The 14,836-nt window shown below is 70.4% G+C and carries 14 protein-coding genes; 12 read left to right on the forward strand and 2 right to left on the reverse strand.

The window, feature by feature from the left end; genetic code table 11:
- The first annotated feature begins 107 nt into the window (after positions 1-107).
- Positions 108-1,364 (forward strand): putative DNA modification/repair radical SAM protein, encoded by a 1,257-nt coding sequence (locus ACG02S_RS03635; protein ID WP_394469082.1) that lies wholly within the window; start codon positions 108-110, stop codon positions 1,362-1,364.
- Positions 1,361-2,116 carry a TIGR03915 family putative DNA repair protein gene (locus ACG02S_RS03640; protein WP_394469083.1) on the forward strand — a complete coding sequence of 252 codons (756 nt, stop codon included), beginning with the start codon at positions 1,361-1,363 and terminating at the stop codon, positions 2,114-2,116. Before ACG02S_RS03635 ends, ACG02S_RS03640 begins: the two co-directional genes overlap by 4 nt.
- 239 nt (positions 2,117-2,355) lie before the next feature.
- On the opposite strand, the gene ACG02S_RS03645 is transcribed toward ACG02S_RS03640, so the two are convergent.
- On the reverse strand, positions 2,356-3,819 hold the full coding sequence (locus ACG02S_RS03645) for an ATP-binding protein (protein WP_394469084.1): 1,464 nt from the start codon (positions 3,817-3,819) through the stop codon (positions 2,356-2,358).
- Between the two features lie 168 nt (positions 3,820-3,987).
- On the opposite strand from ACG02S_RS03645, the gene ACG02S_RS03650 reads away from it, so the two are divergent.
- The 10 genes from ACG02S_RS03650 to ACG02S_RS03695 all read left to right on the forward strand — a co-directional run bounded on the left by ACG02S_RS03650 (position 3,988) and on the right by ACG02S_RS03695 (position 14,354).
- Positions 3,988-4,893 carry a glucosamine kinase nucleotide-binding domain-containing protein gene (locus ACG02S_RS03650; protein WP_394469085.1) on the forward strand — a complete coding sequence of 302 codons (906 nt, stop codon included), beginning with the start codon at positions 3,988-3,990 and terminating at the stop codon, positions 4,891-4,893.
- Positions 4,890-5,618, forward strand: coding sequence for a GntR family transcriptional regulator (locus ACG02S_RS03655; protein WP_394469086.1), 729 nt, complete (start codon positions 4,890-4,892; stop codon positions 5,616-5,618). Before ACG02S_RS03650 ends, ACG02S_RS03655 begins: the two co-directional genes overlap by 4 nt.
- Positions 5,618-6,742 carry an N-acetylglucosamine-6-phosphate deacetylase gene (gene nagA / locus ACG02S_RS03660; RefSeq protein ID WP_394469087.1) on the forward strand — a complete coding sequence of 375 codons (1,125 nt, stop codon included), beginning with the start codon at positions 5,618-5,620 and terminating at the stop codon, positions 6,740-6,742. The genes ACG02S_RS03655 and nagA overlap by 1 nt, the downstream gene beginning before the upstream one ends.
- A complete protein-coding gene (locus ACG02S_RS03665; RefSeq protein WP_394469088.1) occupies positions 6,723-7,757 on the forward strand; it encodes an SIS domain-containing protein in 1,035 nt (344 codons plus the stop codon). The genes nagA and ACG02S_RS03665 overlap by 20 nt, the downstream gene beginning before the upstream one ends.
- A 2-nt stretch (positions 7,758-7,759) precedes the next feature.
- Entirely contained in the window at positions 7,760-9,232 is a 1,473-nt protein-coding gene (gene nagZ / locus ACG02S_RS03670) for a beta-N-acetylhexosaminidase (protein WP_394469089.1), read from the forward strand.
- 110 nt (positions 9,233-9,342) lie between these two features.
- Positions 9,343-10,599 (forward strand): MFS transporter, encoded by a 1,257-nt coding sequence (locus ACG02S_RS03675; protein WP_394469090.1) that lies wholly within the window; start codon positions 9,343-9,345, stop codon positions 10,597-10,599.
- On the forward strand, positions 10,596-11,438 hold the full coding sequence (locus ACG02S_RS03680) for a glycoside hydrolase family 16 protein (protein ID WP_394469091.1): 843 nt from the start codon (positions 10,596-10,598) through the stop codon (positions 11,436-11,438). Before ACG02S_RS03675 ends, ACG02S_RS03680 begins: the two co-directional genes overlap by 4 nt.
- Entirely contained in the window at positions 11,435-12,580 is a 1,146-nt protein-coding gene (locus tag ACG02S_RS03685; protein WP_394469092.1) for a glycoside hydrolase family 18 protein, read from the forward strand. The genes ACG02S_RS03680 and ACG02S_RS03685 overlap by 4 nt, the downstream gene beginning before the upstream one ends.
- The gene (locus tag ACG02S_RS03690) at positions 12,577-13,644 is read left to right on the forward strand and encodes an acyltransferase family protein (protein WP_394469093.1); all 1,068 of its coding nucleotides are present in this window, start codon (positions 12,577-12,579) and stop codon (positions 13,642-13,644) included. The genes ACG02S_RS03685 and ACG02S_RS03690 overlap by 4 nt, the downstream gene beginning before the upstream one ends.
- Before the next feature lie 2 nt (positions 13,645-13,646).
- On the forward strand, positions 13,647-14,354 hold the full coding sequence (locus ACG02S_RS03695) for a DUF6445 family protein (RefSeq protein WP_394469094.1): 708 nt from the start codon (positions 13,647-13,649) through the stop codon (positions 14,352-14,354).
- Here ACG02S_RS03695 and cadR read toward each other — a convergent pair.
- Positions 14,342-14,794 carry a Cd(II)/Pb(II)-responsive transcriptional regulator gene (gene cadR, locus ACG02S_RS03700; protein WP_394469095.1) on the reverse strand — a complete coding sequence of 151 codons (453 nt, stop codon included), beginning with the start codon at positions 14,792-14,794 and terminating at the stop codon, positions 14,342-14,344. The genes ACG02S_RS03695 and cadR overlap by 13 nt on opposite strands.
- Between the last annotated feature and the right edge of the window lie 42 nt (positions 14,795-14,836).

The following is a 14,836-nucleotide window of genomic DNA, read 5'->3' on the forward strand; positions in this document are numbered from 1 at the left end:
GAGGGGTGCGAAGCACTCTAGGAAGCCGGCCGGCCCGGCGCTGTAGGACTTGGTGCCTGATACACCTTGGGTCACTTCGAGCGGCTGTATGCAATTACAGTATTCGAATGCAAGTTCAGGACAAGCTCGCCATCCTGGCCGACGCCGCCAAATACGACGCCTCGTGCGCCAGCAGCGGCGCCGGCGGGCGGCATTCGCGCGATGGCCAAGGCATCGGATCGACGACCGGGTCCGGCATCTGCCACGCTTACACGCCCGACGGTCGCTGCGTGTCGCTGCTGAAGGTGCTGCTGACCAACTGGTGCGTGTACGACTGCCTGTACTGCATCAACCGCAAGTCCAGCAACGTGAAGCGCGCGCGCTTCACCATCGACGAGGTCGTGCAGCTGACGCTGTCGTTTTACCGCCGCAACGTCATCGAGGGGCTGTTCCTGTCCAGCGGCATCATCCGCACACCCGACTACACGATGGAGCAGGTCATCGAGGTGGCGCGGCGGCTGCGGGAAGAGGAGCACTACCGCGGCTACATCCACCTGAAGACCATTCCCGACGCGTCGCCCGAACTGGTGGAGCGCGCGGGGCGGTATGCGGACCGGTTGTCCATCAACGTGGAGCTGCCCAGCGCCACCAGCCTGAAGCAGCTGGCGCCGGAAAAGGACGCCGTGGGCATCGAGCGCACGATGTCGCGCATCCACCTGCGGCTGCAGGCGGCGAAGGAGGCCCGGCGCGAGGCCCAGGCCGTGCGGGCGCTGCCGGGTGCAGCGGCGGCAACCGTCAAGCCGCCCTCATTCGCGCCCGGCGGCCAGAGCACGCAACTCATCGTCGGCGCCGACGCCTCCGACGACCTCACCGTGCTGCAGCTGTCCAGCCGGCTCTACACCGGCCAGGGCCTGAAGCGTGTCTATTACTCGGCCTACAGCCCCATCCCGCACGCCAGCCGTGCGTTGCCCGCGCAGGCCGCGCCGTTGATGCGCGAACACCGGCTCTACCAGGCCGACTGGCTGATGCGCTTTTACGGCTTCACGTCGGACGAGATCGTCACCGAGGCCGGCTTCCTGTCGCTGGAGCGCGACCCCAAGCTGGCCTGGGCGCTGGCCAACCCGGCCGTGTTTCCGCTCGACGTGGACCGGGCGCCGCGCGAATCGCTGCTGCGCGTGCCCGGGCTGGGCGTGGGCTCAGTGGACAAGCTGCTGGCCGCGCGCCAGCACCGCCGGCTGCGGCGGGCGGACTTGCTGTCGCTTGGACCGGCTGCCAAGCGCGCGCTGCCGTTCCTCGTCGCCGTGGACCACCGGCCGCGCGTGGCCGATGTCGTTGCACTCGCCCGTCCTCCCGCGCCGCCGCAGCAGGCCGTGTTGTTCGCATGAGCCTGCCGCTGCGCTACCCGGCCGACTGGGACGGCTTCGCTGCACAGCTCCCTGCGTTGCTGGCGGGCGAGGCCGACTGGACGAGCGACGTCGGCACGCAGGCCGCACTGTTCGGCGCCGCAGCCGCGGCCGCCGCTCAGCGATGGACTTCCCCCGACGGCTGGAACGACCTCGGCCGCCGCGTCGCGATGCATGCCGATGACACGCGCTACGCCCGCCTGCTGGCCTTCGCGCGCCGGCTGCAGCGTGAGCCCTGCCTGTGGGCCGACGTGCTGGACCCCGAACGCCGAAGGCTGCAGTCGCTGGCGCGCCAGGTCGACCGCGAGATCCACAAGATGCACGCCTTCGTGCGCTTTCGCGAGGTGGCCGACGAGCAGGCCGCAGGCGGGCGCCGCCATGTGGCCTGGTTCGAGCCCGAGCATCACATCCTGCGCGCCGCCGCCCCGTTCTTCGTGAACCGGTTCGCGCAGCATCCCTGGGCCATTCTGACGCCACGCGGCTGCCTGCACTGGGACGGCCGCCGCCTGACCGGTGCCGGCCCGGCGCTCCGCGCGGACGCGCCTGCCGAGGATGCCGGCGAGGCGCTGTGGCTGACCTACTACCGCAGCATCTTCAACCCGGCGCGGCTCAAGGTCGCGGCGATGAAGAAGGAGATGCCGGTGCGCTACTGGGTCAACCTGCCGGAGGCTGCGCTGATCAGCGGCCTCGTGCGCGATGCCGCCGAGCGAGAGGGCCGCATGCGCGACGTGTGAGGCTGGTCCTGCTTGTCTTCCCGGCGGTCGTGCATCGATGCGGGCCGAGCCAAGCCGGCCCGTCTGGCGATGTTGATCGGGCTTGGTGCCCGGTCAATCGCCCTCCCCTCGGGGGCTGAGCCCGGGCACAGCGCGCCCGGTGGGCGCGGTGTGCCCGGCGAAGCTCTGCGGCGTATGCCGCAGAGCGGTCCCAGACTGCGCTGGTCCGCGTTCAGCGCGGCAAAACCGCGCGAGGGGCATCAAGTCCTTTCGAACAGCAACGCCAGCTGGCTCGCGATCAGCAGCTCCTGCCGCGTCCACGCCCGCGTGGCGCGGGTGTCCACCAGCCACAGCGCGCCGGCCAGCTGCGCGCCGTCGTACAGCGGCACCTCGATGCGCGCCTCGGCCGCGCCGGCCAGGCCGGCCAGCTCGTCGTGGCAGGGGTGCAGCGCGGCGTCCGGCAGCGCCAGCGGCGCCCCGTGCCGGGTCAGCAGGTCTACATAGCGCGGCTGCAGGTCGGGCGACAGGCCGCCCGGCGCCAGCGACCAGCGGACGACGTGTGCCAAGCCCAGGATACGGACGCTGGCGGCCTTCAGTTCGGCCAATGCCTCGGGCGGTGTGGCGGCGGCCAGGCGCTGGCGCTGGCCGGACAGCTGCAGTAGCAGCTCTTCTGGCGTGACCGGCGCTCCGGACTCTTCGGCCGGCGGCGCGGCCAGCGTGGTGCGCGCGGGCAAAGAAAGGCGCTCGATCTCGGACTGCAGCGCCAAGTGTTGCCAGAGGTGCTCCAGCGCGCCGGGCGCGTCGCCCTCCGCCTGCAGCAGCTCGGCCAGTTGGCGGTGCGCCTGGCGGGCCTGGGCGCGGGCCTGGATGCGCTGGGCCAGCGCCAGCGCGTGGCGCGTGGAACGCACGGCGGACGCGTTGTCGCCGCGGGCCAGCGCGATCTCGGTCCAGGTGCGGCTGGCGGCGGCCTCCAGCCAGGGGTATCCCTGGCGGGCCGCGATGTCCAGCGCCAGCCGGCAGTCGGCCACGGCCCAGTCCATGCGTTGGCGGGCCAACGCCGCGCGCGCCAGGTGCCAGTGCGCCTCGGCCTCGAACACGCGGTGCGTGCCGCGCCGTGCCGCGGCTAGCCCATGGCTGAAGTGACGCTCCGCCGCGGGCAGGTCGTCGGTCTCGAAGCTGCCGACGCCGATGTTCAGTGCCAGCTTGGCGGACAGGTAGCTGTCGTCCATGCCGGCGAGCTTCAGGTGCTCGGCGGCGTCGCGCATCTGGCGCAGGCCGCGCGCCCAGTCTGCGTGGGCGTAGTGGATCTGGCCCAGGCCGATCCTCGCGGCCACGCCGGTCTGCAGGTGGCCGCTGACCTCGGCCAGGTCCAGCGCCCGGCTCCACTGCTCGCTGGCGAGTTGGTACTCGCCCTGCTGGTAGGCGATGCGGCCCAGCGCCTCGCAGACACGCGCGGCCTGCACCGGGAAGTGGCCGGCTGCCGCCAGCGCGCCGGCCTGTTCCAGCGCCGGCAGGAGTTCCAGTGCGTGACCGCGCGGCTCCAGCAGACCGAAGCGGGCATAGAGGGCATCCACGCCGACAGCGGTATCGGCGGCGGCGAACGCACGCGTGCTCAAGGCTTCCAGCAGCCGGTCGGCCGCGGCCGGGTGGCGGTGCGAGACGCGGCCGATACGGCCCAGCAGGTCGGCGAGGGCCGGGCTGGCAGCAGGTTGCAGAGTGAACACGACGGCGTTGGCTGGTTGGTTTCTCACTGGTATTCTTGTCGATCCCAGGGCTGCGCCCTCGACGACTAGGGACTAGCCCTAGTCGAAAGTTTGGCGCAGACCAGTTTAAAACCAATTGACGACCTTGGTCGTTGGTATTAGAGTGGTATCGACACCCGCCCGTCGATCATGCCACTCGTTCTAGACCCCGCCCTGAAGACCTCCCGCAACTCCGGCCGCGCCGTGCGCTGGTGGGTGGGCATCGATGGTGGCGGTACCAGCACGCGGGCGCTGGTGGCCGATGTCGACGGCCGCATCGTCGGCCGCGGCGAGTCCGGCGCGTCGGCGCTGAACCAGGGCACCGAGCAGGCGTGGCAGCACATCGCCGAGGCCATCCAGAAGGCCGGCGTGCCGGGGCTGGAACTGCGCGACTGCGCGCTGGGCCTGGGCTTGTCCGGCACCGGCGTGCCGGCGCAATTGCAGGCCTTTGTCGCGGCCGACCCCGGCGTCGCGCGCTTCTCGCTGGTCACTGACGGCCTGGTGGCGCTGCTGGGCGCGCATGGCGGCGAGCCCGGCGCGCTGCTGATCTCGGGCACCGGCTCTGTGGCCGAGGCGCTGCTGGCCGACGGCAGTCGTCGCATGACCGGCGGCTGGGGCTGGCAGATCGGCGACGAGGGCAGCGGCGCCTGGCTGGGCCAACAGGCCATGAAGATCGCGCAGGCCGCCTATGACGGTCGCGCCCCGCGTGGTTCGCTGGCCGAAAACGTTTACGCCGCCGTGGGCGCCAGCCGCGAACAACTGCTGGCCTTCTGCGCACAGGCGGGGCAGGGCGGCTATGCCAGCCTGGCGCGCCTCGTGTTCGACAACGAGGCCAACGACCCCGCGGCTGCGGCGCTGCTGGACACCGCGGCGCGCGCGCTGGACCTGCTGGCCGAGTCGCTCCACCCCACGTTGCCGCTGGCGCTGGCCGGCAGCATCGCGCAGCGCTTGGCACCGCGTCTCAGCCCGGCCTTGCAGTCCCGTCGCGTCGAACCCCAGGGCGAGCCGGTGGCCGGCGCGCTGTGGCTGATCCAACAGGAAACGATCTCCGCATGAGTGCTGCCTTCAACTTCAAGCCCGACCCCAACGCCGCCTCGCCGCTGTATATGCAGCTGGCGCAGAGCCTGGCGACGGCCATCCGCGATGGCGTGTTCCATGCCGATGAGGCGCTGCCCTCCGAGCGCGTGCTGGCCGAGCAGTTGGAGCTGTCGCGCGTCACCGCGCGCAAGGCCATCGACCGGCTCGTCGAGCAGGGCCTCATCATCCGAAAGCGCGGCTCGGGCAACTACATCGCGCCCAAGCTGGAGCAGCCGCTGACGCGCCTGACCAGCTTCTCCGAAGAGCTGCACCAGCGCGGCTTCGTGCCCGGCTCGCGCTGGCTGGCCCGCGGCTTCACGCCGGCGGCGCCGGACGAGCAGCTGTCGCTGGAGCTGAAGAGCGGCGAGCGCGTCGCGCGGCTGGAGCGGCTGCGGCTGGCGGACTCCGTCGTCATGGCCTACGAGGTGTCGGTGCTGCCGCAAAGCGTGCTGCCCGATCCGCAGAAGGTCGAGGCCTCGCTGTACACCCACCTGGGCGACCGCGCCCCGGTGCGCGCGCTGCAGCACATCCGCGCACTGAACGCGGACGCGAAGCTGGCTGGTCTGCTGGAAGTGCCGTTAGGTGCGGCCGTCCTGTTCATCACCCGCGTGGGCTATCTGGCGTCGGGGCAGGCCGTGGAGCTGACGCATTCGTATTGCCGCAGCGACTACTACGACTTTGTCGCCGAAATGAGGCGGGATTGATGCGGCTTGAGGGCGACATCGTCACGCCGCATGGCGTGATCCGTGGACACCTGGACGTTGTACACGGCCGCATCGCCGCCGTGACCGGCTCGCCGGTTGATGCCGCGCATGCTGGCGAGGGTGGCCGGCCCTTGCTGCTGCCCGGCTTCATCGACATCCACGTGCATGGCGGTGGTGGCCGCGACACGATGGAGGGCGGCGACGCGATCTCGACCATTGCACGGCGCCATGCCCGCCACGGCACGACGGCCCTGCTGGCGACCACGATGACGGCGCCCCTCGCCGACATCGAGGCTGCGCTGAAGGCGCTCGGTCCAGTATGCCGCGAGCGCGCGGCGCAGTCGGCGCGCGTGCTGGGCGTGCATCTGGAAGGCCCGTACATCAGCCCCGGTCGCCTGGGTGCGCAGCCCGCGTACGCCATTCCGGCGACGCTGGACGAGGTCATGCGTCTTAACGAATACGCGCCCATCAAGGTGCTGACCATCGCGCCCGAGATGCCCGGCCACATCGCACTGATCGGCCCGCTGCGCGACGCCGGCATCCGCGTGCAGATCGGCCACAGCAACGGCAGCTACGACGACGGCGTGGCCGCGATCAACGCCGGTGCGGCCGGCTTCACGCATCTCTTTAACGCGATGAGCGCGCTGCACCACCGCGAACCCGGCATGGTGGGCGCGGCGCTGGCGCATGGCGAACACGCCGAACTGATCCCCGACCTGCTGCATGTGCATCCCGGCGCCATCCGCGTGGCGCTGCGCTGCATCCCCGGCCTGTTTTGCGTGACTGATTCAACCGCCGCCGCCGGCATGCCCGATGGCGAATACCGCCTGGGCGAGCACACGGTGCAGAAGTGCCTGGGCGGGGTCCGCCTGCCTGACGGCACGCTGGCCGGCAGTGCGTTGACGATGGACCACGCGCTGCGCAATCTCGTGCAGGTGCTGGGCCTGCCGCTGGCGGATGCGGCCCGGCGTGTGTCGACGGTCGCAGCCGACTACCTGGGCTTGTCGGGTCGCGGGCGCCTTGCTGAAGGCGCCTGGGCCGATGTCGTGGTCATGGATGCCCAGCTTCAGCTGCGGCGCGTGTTTGTGGAAGGTGAAGAGATCGATGTCGTCGTTGATGCTTGAAGAGGCGCTGAGCGCGCCTGACGCGGTGGCCCGCCAGCTGGCCGCCGACCCGCTGAGCTACGCTCGCCTGGGCCAGGCGCTGCTGGAGCGGCCGCCGGCCGGCGTGCTGACCATCGCGCGCGGCAGCTCGGACCATGCGGCCCACTACCTGGCGTATCTCGTCATGGCGCGGCTGGGCCGGCTGGTCACCTCGCTGCCCATGTCGCTGATCACGCTGTACCAGAGCCGCCTGCACTGCGAAGGCCTGCTGTCGCTGGCGTTCTCGCAATCGGGCCAGAGCCCGGACCTGATTGCGCCGACGAAGTTCTTCCGCGAGGGAGGTGCCCGCACGGTGGCCTTCGTCAACGCCGCCGGCTCGCCGCTGGCCGCCGCCGCCGAGCATGTGTTCGAGCTGCATGCCGGCCCCGAGAAGAGCGTGGCCGCGACCAAGAGCTACATCGCCCAGTTGGTGGCCGGCGCCCGCGTCGTGGCCGCTTGGCAGCAGGACGATGTGCTGCGCGCCGCGCTGAACGTGCTCCCCATCGCGCTGGAGCAGGCGAGCAAGCTGGACTGGAGCGCTGCGCTCCCGGTGCTTCAACCCCAGGACCGCCTGTTCGTGCTCGGCCGCGGTACCGGCCAAGCCGTCGCGATGGAGGCGGCCCTGAAGCTAAAGGAGACCTGCGGCATCCAGGCCGAGGCCTTCTCGGGCGCCGAGGTCAAGCACGGCCCGATGGCGCTGGTGCGCGACGGCTACCCGCTGCTGGTGTTCGCACCGCGCGGCCCGGCGCAGGCCGGCCTGATCGCCATCGCCGAGGAGATGAGCGCCCGCGGCGGCCGCGTGCTGCTGGCCGCGCCGCTGGGCACGAAGTGCGCAACCGGCGTGCAGATGCTCCCGCTGGTGACGACCGGCAACGAGGACCTGGACCCCATCGCCCTCGTGCAGAGCTTCTATCCGATGGTCGAGGCGCTGGCGCGTGCGCGCGGCTTCAACCCGGACGTTCCGCCCAACCTCGCCAAAGTCACCAAGACGCACTGATCATGAGCAACTTCGACCCCGGCCGCCTGGTGATGGTGGACATCCCTGGCAAGACGCTCGACGCCGAGACGGCGGCCTTCCTGCGCGCGCAGAAGATCCGATCGATCTGCCTGTTCCGCAAGAACATCGGCACCGAGGACGAGGTGAGGGCGCTGATGCGAGACCTCATCGACGTGCTGGGCCGCGAGGCGCTGATCGGCATCGACCAGGAAGGCGGCGCCGTCGTGCGCGTGACCTTCCTGCCGCAGCCGCCATCGGCGATGGCGCTGGGGGCCAGCGGCGACGCTGAGCGTGCCGAGGCCGTGGGCGCGGCGGTGGCGCGTGGGTTGAAGTCGTTAGGCATCAACTGGAACTTCGCGCCGGTGCTGGACGTCAACAACAACCCGGCCAACCCGGTCATCGGCGAGCGCAGCTTCTCCAACGATCCGGTCGAGGTCAGCCGCCTGGCGGCCGCGTGGATGCGCGGCTCGCTGCGCGAGGGCGTGGCCTGCTGCGTGAAGCATTTCCCCGGACATGGCGACACGCACGTGGACTCGCACCACGCGCTGCCCACGGTGGACAAGACCCGCGCCGAGCTGAACGCGCTGGAACTTGCGCCGTTCAAGGCGCTGGCGGGCCAGGCGCCGGCCATGATGACGGCGCACATCGTCTACCCGCAGATCGACCCCGACCGGCCGGCCACGCTGTCGCCCGAGCTGATCGGCGGCATCCTGCGCCGCGACTGGGGCTACGACGGCGTCGTCATCACCGACGCGCTGATGATGAAGGCCGTGGCCGAGCGCTTCGGCTACGCCCGCAGTGCCGTCATGGCCATCGAAGCCGGTGCCGACATGGTGCTGGCGCAAGGCTCGCTAGACGAACAACTGGTGGCCATCAATGCGCTGCGCGATGCTTTCGCCGATGGCCGACTGACGCCGCAGCAGGGCGAGACGGCCAACCGCCGCCTCGACGCGCTGGCCGCCGCCTACCCGGCCCGTTTCGTCGATGACGCCGCAGCCCGCGCGGCTGACCATGCGCTGATGGGCCAGGCCTGGGCCGCTGGCCTGACCGCGCTGCGCGGCGCCAAGCCGCCGGCCTTGAACGCACCCATGCGCGTCATCGTGCAGGGCGACGTGCCGACGGACATGGTGTCGGAGGCCGGGCCCACCGGCCGCCAGGCGGTCGCGCTGTTTGAGGCCTTCACCGACGCGCAGATCCAGATGGTCGACGACATCGCCAAGCTGGACTGGACCACCGTGCCGCAGGACGGCCGCGTCAATGTGCTGGTCTCCACGCGCCGGGCGCGCTACGGCCTGGCCGCCAGCGAATGGCGGCCGGACCTGCACCTGTCGCTGTGGAACCCGTACCAGGCGCTGGATGTGCATGGCCCGACCGTGCTGACCTGGGGCTTCGCGCCCGGCGCACTGGCCGGTTTGAAGGCCTGGCTGGAAGGCCTATCTGAAGCGACCGGCCGCGCGCCGCAAGGACTGCAGTGATGGACAACAACGCCAGCCAGGGCCGAGCGCCGGGCCGCTCCCAAGCTGGCCCTGATCTCCTCGGGGGATCGACCGACGTACCCGGCGGGCAAGGGGCTCCAGGTAATCCGATGCGGTGGGTGCCCACCCTGTACTTCGTGCAAGGCATGCAGTTCTTCGTCGTCATGCTCATCGCGGGCCTGATGTTCAAGAACCTGGGCGTGGCCAATGACCAGATCGCTCGTTGGACCGCCGTGCTGGGACTGGCCTGGGCCATCAAGCCGCTGTGGAGCCCGTTCCTGGAACTGGCGCGCAGCAAGAAGCTGATCGTCGTCATCGCGCAGTACGTGGGCGCCGTGGCCCTGGGCCTGATGGCGCTGGCGCTGCAGCTGCCGCACTGGTTCGCCGCGGCCATCATCGTGCTGTTCCTGATCGCCTACGCGTCGGCCACGCACGACATCGCCTGCGACGGCCTCTACATGTCGTCGCTGGACGAAAAGCGCCAGGCGGCCTACGCGGGCTGGCAGGGCGCGTTCTTCAACTGCGCGCGCTTCTTCATCACCGGCGTGGTGCTGAAGATCGCCGGCTCGCTGGAAACCAGCATGGGCGCGGCGAATGCGTGGTCCACGGTGTTTCTCATGCTGGCCGGCTTGGTGGCCGTGCTGGCCACCTACAACGCGCGCACGCTGCCCGGCACGCTGACCACCGAGCACAGCGACATGACCGCGTCCGGCGTGGCGGCGCTTCTGAAGGAGGTCGTCATCGCCTTCTTCCAGAAGCCCGGCATCTGGCGTGCGGTGCTGTTCATCGTCATGTTCCGCTTCGCCGAAGGCCAGGTGCAGACCATCGGCCCGCTGTTCCTGCTGGAGGCGCGCGACAAGGGCGGCCTGGGTCTGACGACCGGTCAGGTCGCCGACGTCTACGGCTGGGTGGGCACGGGAGCCTTCCTGGTGGGCTCGGTGCTGGGCGGCTGGGTGACGAGCCGGCTGAGTTTGAAGCGCGCGATGCCGCTGCTGGTGCTGGCCATGTGCGTGCCCAACGTGACCTTCTACTACCTGGCTTCGGCGCTGCCCGCCGACCTGCCGCACATCGCCGCGGCCGTTGGCATCGAGATGTTCGGCTACGGCTTCGGCTTCGTCGGCATGATCCTGTACATCATGCAGGCCGTGGCGCCGGGCCGCTTCCAGACCGCGCACTACGCGCTGGGCTCAGGCGTCATGCAGCTGGGCTTCATCCTTAGCAAGTCCATCAGCGGCGACATCCAGCTGGCGATGGGCTATGAAAAGTTCTTCGGCTGGACCATCGCCTGCGGCCTGCCGGCCCTGCTGCTGCTGCTGTGGGTGCCAATGCCGCGCAAGGCTCAAGCGGCCGAGGCGGTGCCTGCATGAAGTTCGCACTGACCCTGCTGGCGCTCGCCGCCGCTCCGGCCTTCGCCAACGGCGAGTTCTTCGACGACTTCGCGCAACAAGGCCTCGACGCGCTGCGTGCCAGCGGCTGGGTGCTGCGCGACGGCACCGGCCACCCCGGCCTGCCGGGCACGCGCTTCGCGCCGGGTCAGCTGTCCATCGCTGGCGGCCGGCTGAAGCTGCGCCTGGACACCGACGGCACCGTCGCCAACACCGTGCAGCCGCAGCTGTGCGCGGCGCGCAAGTTCCTCTGGGGCACGACGACGGCGCGCGTGCGGCTGCGCGACACGGCGGCCAAGGACACCATCGTGCAAGCCTTCTACCTCGCCGGCCCGCTGAAGCACGACTTCGATCCCGAGTTCAGCGAGGTCGACTTCGAATACCTGCCGCACGGCGGCTGGGGCGCGCCAGACACGCGGCTGTACGGCGTGTCCTGGCAGACCGTGCGCGTTGAGCCGTGGCTGTCGTTCAACAGTTCGGGCCAGCACAAGGGGTCGCATGACGGCTGGCAGATCCTGACCGTGCAGGTCGAGGCTGGCCGCGTACGCCACTACGCCAACGACAAGCTGCTGAACGAGGCGGCGGGCCGCAACGTGCCGGTGCAGCCCATGGCGATCAGCTTCAGCCACTGGCTTTCGGGCGGCGCCACGCCTGGCGCGCCGCGCTCGCACGAGTTCGAGGTGGACTGGGTGCTGCACGCGCAGGGCCAGACCGTCACCCCGGCGGCCATGCAGGCGCGTGCCGCCGAACTGCAGCGCCAGGGCGTGGCCCGGCGCGACAACGTGCCCGAGTCGGGCCTGATGAGCGAGTGCAACATATGAAGAAGACCCTCCTTCTCGCGCTGGCCCTGGCGGCGTCGCTGGCCCAGGCTCAAACCCAGCCGGCGCCCGTCGTCGGCACCTACATCCTTGCCGAGCGCGGCGTGCAGGTCGTCGAGCAACTGAAGCCCGGCCGCGTCACGCACATCCTCTACGCCTTCCTGCTGATCTGCGGCGAAGGCCAGCGCGCACAGGACGAGGCCGCGTGCAAGGGCCAGCCCAGGTTCGGCATCCAGCCTCATGCGGACCAGGACATCTTCTCCGCCGCCTTCCAGCGCCTCAAATCACGAGACCCCAAGGTCCAGGTGCTGGCCTCCGTGGGTGGCTGGGGCGGGTCAGATCCGTTCTTCCACCTTGCGGCGACGCCCGAGGGCCGCGCGGCGTTCATCAAGCATTCGACCGACTGGCTGCGCGCTCATCCGGGCTTCGACGGCCTGGACATCGACTGGGAGCATCCCGGCAATAACGGCGCCGCCAACGGCGTGCAGCTGGGGAGCCCGGCCGATGGCGAACGCTTCGTGACGCTGATGCAGGAGCTGCGCACGGGCCTGGACGCCCTGGGCCGCGAGACCGGCCGCCGCTACGCGCTGACGGTGGCCATCAACACGACCAAGGAACAACTGGTGCGCATGCCCATGGGCCCGGCCGCCAAGTCGCTGGACCTGGTGTTCATGATGACTTACGACTTCACCGGCCCGTGGACCAAGCACATCGGCAACCACACGGCGCTGCGCAGCGGCAAGCCCGGCGCCGAGAGCTTGGAGAAGGCGGTCACCGACCTCAAGGCGGAAGGCGTGCCTGTGGAGAAGATGGTGGCGGGCGTTGCGATGTATGCGCGGGGCTTCGACGGCGTGAAGGCCGATGGCAGCTACGGCCAGCCCTGGCCCAACGCCGATGGCTCCATCGCGTTCAAGGACATGGCCGCGCTGCGCAAGCAGGGCCTGAAGCCGGTATTCGACCAGCCCTCGCAGTCTTGGGCCATGGTGGGCGACGGCAAGTTCGTCGGCTACGACGACCCTCGTGCCGTGCGCGCCAAGGTCGCGTTCGCGAAGCAGGCCGGGCTCGCCGGTGTGTTCGCGTGGGAGCTGAGTCAGGATGACGGCCAGATCCTGGATGCGATGAACACGATGAAATCCCGGCCGTGAGCCAGGGCCGGCGCATCGCGTCGGTGGATGCGCTGCGCGGCCTGGCCGTCGCGGCCATGCTGCTGGTCAACAACCCGGGCGACTGGGGCGCGGTCTACGCGCCGTTGCAGCATGCAGCCTGGCATGGCTGCACGCCGACGGACCTGATCTTTCCGTTCTTCCTGTTCATCGTCGGCGTGTCGGCCGCGTTGGCGTTGGGGCCGCGCGTGGAGGTGGGATCGTCACTCGGGCCCCTGCAGGCACAGGTCGTCACGCGCGGCCTGCGCATCGTCGCGCTGGGCCTGGCGCTGCATGCGCTCGCCTGGTGGCTGCTGGACCGGCCTGAGTTCCGCGTGATGGGCGTGCTGCAGCGCATCGGCGTGTGCTTCATCGCCGTAGGCTTTGCCGCCCTGAGGCTGCGCACGCGCGGGCAGCTGGCGCTGCTGGCCGTGCTGCTGCTGGGCTATGGCGGGCTACTGATGGGTAGCGCCACACTGGACAAGCCCGGCAGCCTGGGGCAGCGTGTGGACACGGCCGTGCTGGGCCGCTTCGCCTATGAGTGGGATGCGAAGACCGGCATCGCCTTCGACCCCGAGGGCCTGCTGTCCACGCTGGGTGCGCTGGCGACGACGCTGTGGGGACTTGTCTGCGGCGAGCTGCTGCGGCGCCGGCGGCTGCGCCGGCTGATCACACTGGGCCTGGCCGCCGCGGTGACCGGCTGGGTGGGGTCGGCTTGGCTGCCGCTGAACAAGCAGCTGTGGACGCCGTCCTTCGTGCTGTGGACCGGTGGCCTGGCCGCGCTGGCGCTGGCTGGCGCGCACGCCTGGATGGACCGCGGCGGCCACCGGCCCTGGGGCCGCGCGTTCGGCCTGAACGCGATCGGCGCCTACGCCGGCGCGTGGCTGTGCACGGTGCTGCTAGCGGCCACGGGCTGGATGGCGCCGCTGTACGCGACCGTCTTCGGCCCGGTCGGTGCCGCGCTGGGCCCGCGGGCGCAGTCGCTGGCGTTCGCGCTGGTCTTCGTCGGCGCGTGGGCGCTGGTCGTGTGGGCGCTGGACCGGCGCGGCTGGTACTGGAAGATCTGAGCGTGACCCCAGAGCCGTTCGCCGTCCGCATGCCGCCCGAGGTGCGTTCGGTGCGCGTGGGTGCGCACGACCTCGTGTTCATCGACGACTTCCTGGCCGACCCGCAGCCGCTGCTGAACGCCGCCTGGCGCGCGAGCTATGCGCCCTGCCCGGGGGGCGCCGAGCGCAAGGGCTATCCCGGCGTGCGCGCGCCGGTGCCGGCCGGCTACTCGGCCGAGCTGACCGCATTGATGGAGCCGTTGCTGCGGCAGAACTTCGGCGTGCCCGGCGAGCTGCCGCTGCGCAAGAGCGAGTGCGCGTTCTCGCTGACGACGTTGCCGCCCGAGGCGCTGGGCCCGCTGCAGCGCACGCCGCACTTCGATGCCAGCACGCCCCACCATATGGCGGTGCTGCTGTACCTGTGCGGCCCCGAGCACGGCGGCACGGCGTTCTACCGCCACAAGGCCACCGGCGTGCAGCAGGTGACGGCCGACAACCGCGAGGACTTCCTGGCTCGCTACAACGACGAACTGGCCGCGCAGCCGCCCGCGCCGCGCTACTTCGACGACTCGGACGCGCACTTCGAGTTCCTCGGCCGCATCCCCGCGCGCTTCAATCGGTTGGTGGTCTACCGCGGCAGCCTGCTGCACTCGGCGCTGGTGAACCCGCAGCGGCTGAGTGCCAATCCGAACACCGGCCGGCTGACGGTAAACAGCTTCTACGACTTCTGATGCACCGACCTTAAGTGCGTCGGGCTCTTGCCGGGCGCCTCCTGCGCCGCAGCCTGCGACAGCCCTGCCAGGATGCCGCACTGCGACGCCGCCTGGCCCGTGCCGCAGCGCTGGCGCAAGTCCTTCAGCTGCCGCTCCAGTGCGCGCAGCTCGCGGATGCGCTGCGACACGTGGCCGATGTGCGCGTCCAGCAGCGCGTTGACGTCGCCGCATTCGGAACCGGGGTCGTCCTTCACGCGCAGCAGCGTGCGCACCTCGTCCAGCGACATGTCCAGCCCGCGGCAGTGGCGGATGAACTGCAGCCGCTCCAGTTGCGGCGCGTCGTAGATGCGGAAGCCGCCGTCGCTGCGCGCCGGCGCCGGCAGCAGGCCCTCGCGTTCGTAGTAGCGGATGGTCTCCACCGGCGTGGCGGACGCGGCGGACAGTTCACCGATCTTCATGGCGGCAGTTTAAGTACTTGACTCTGTAGCTGCTTCAGGGAT

The organism is Pelomonas dachongensis, from assembly GCF_043555865.1.
GTDB lineage: Bacteria > Pseudomonadota > Gammaproteobacteria > Burkholderiales > Burkholderiaceae_C > Pelomonas > Pelomonas dachongensis.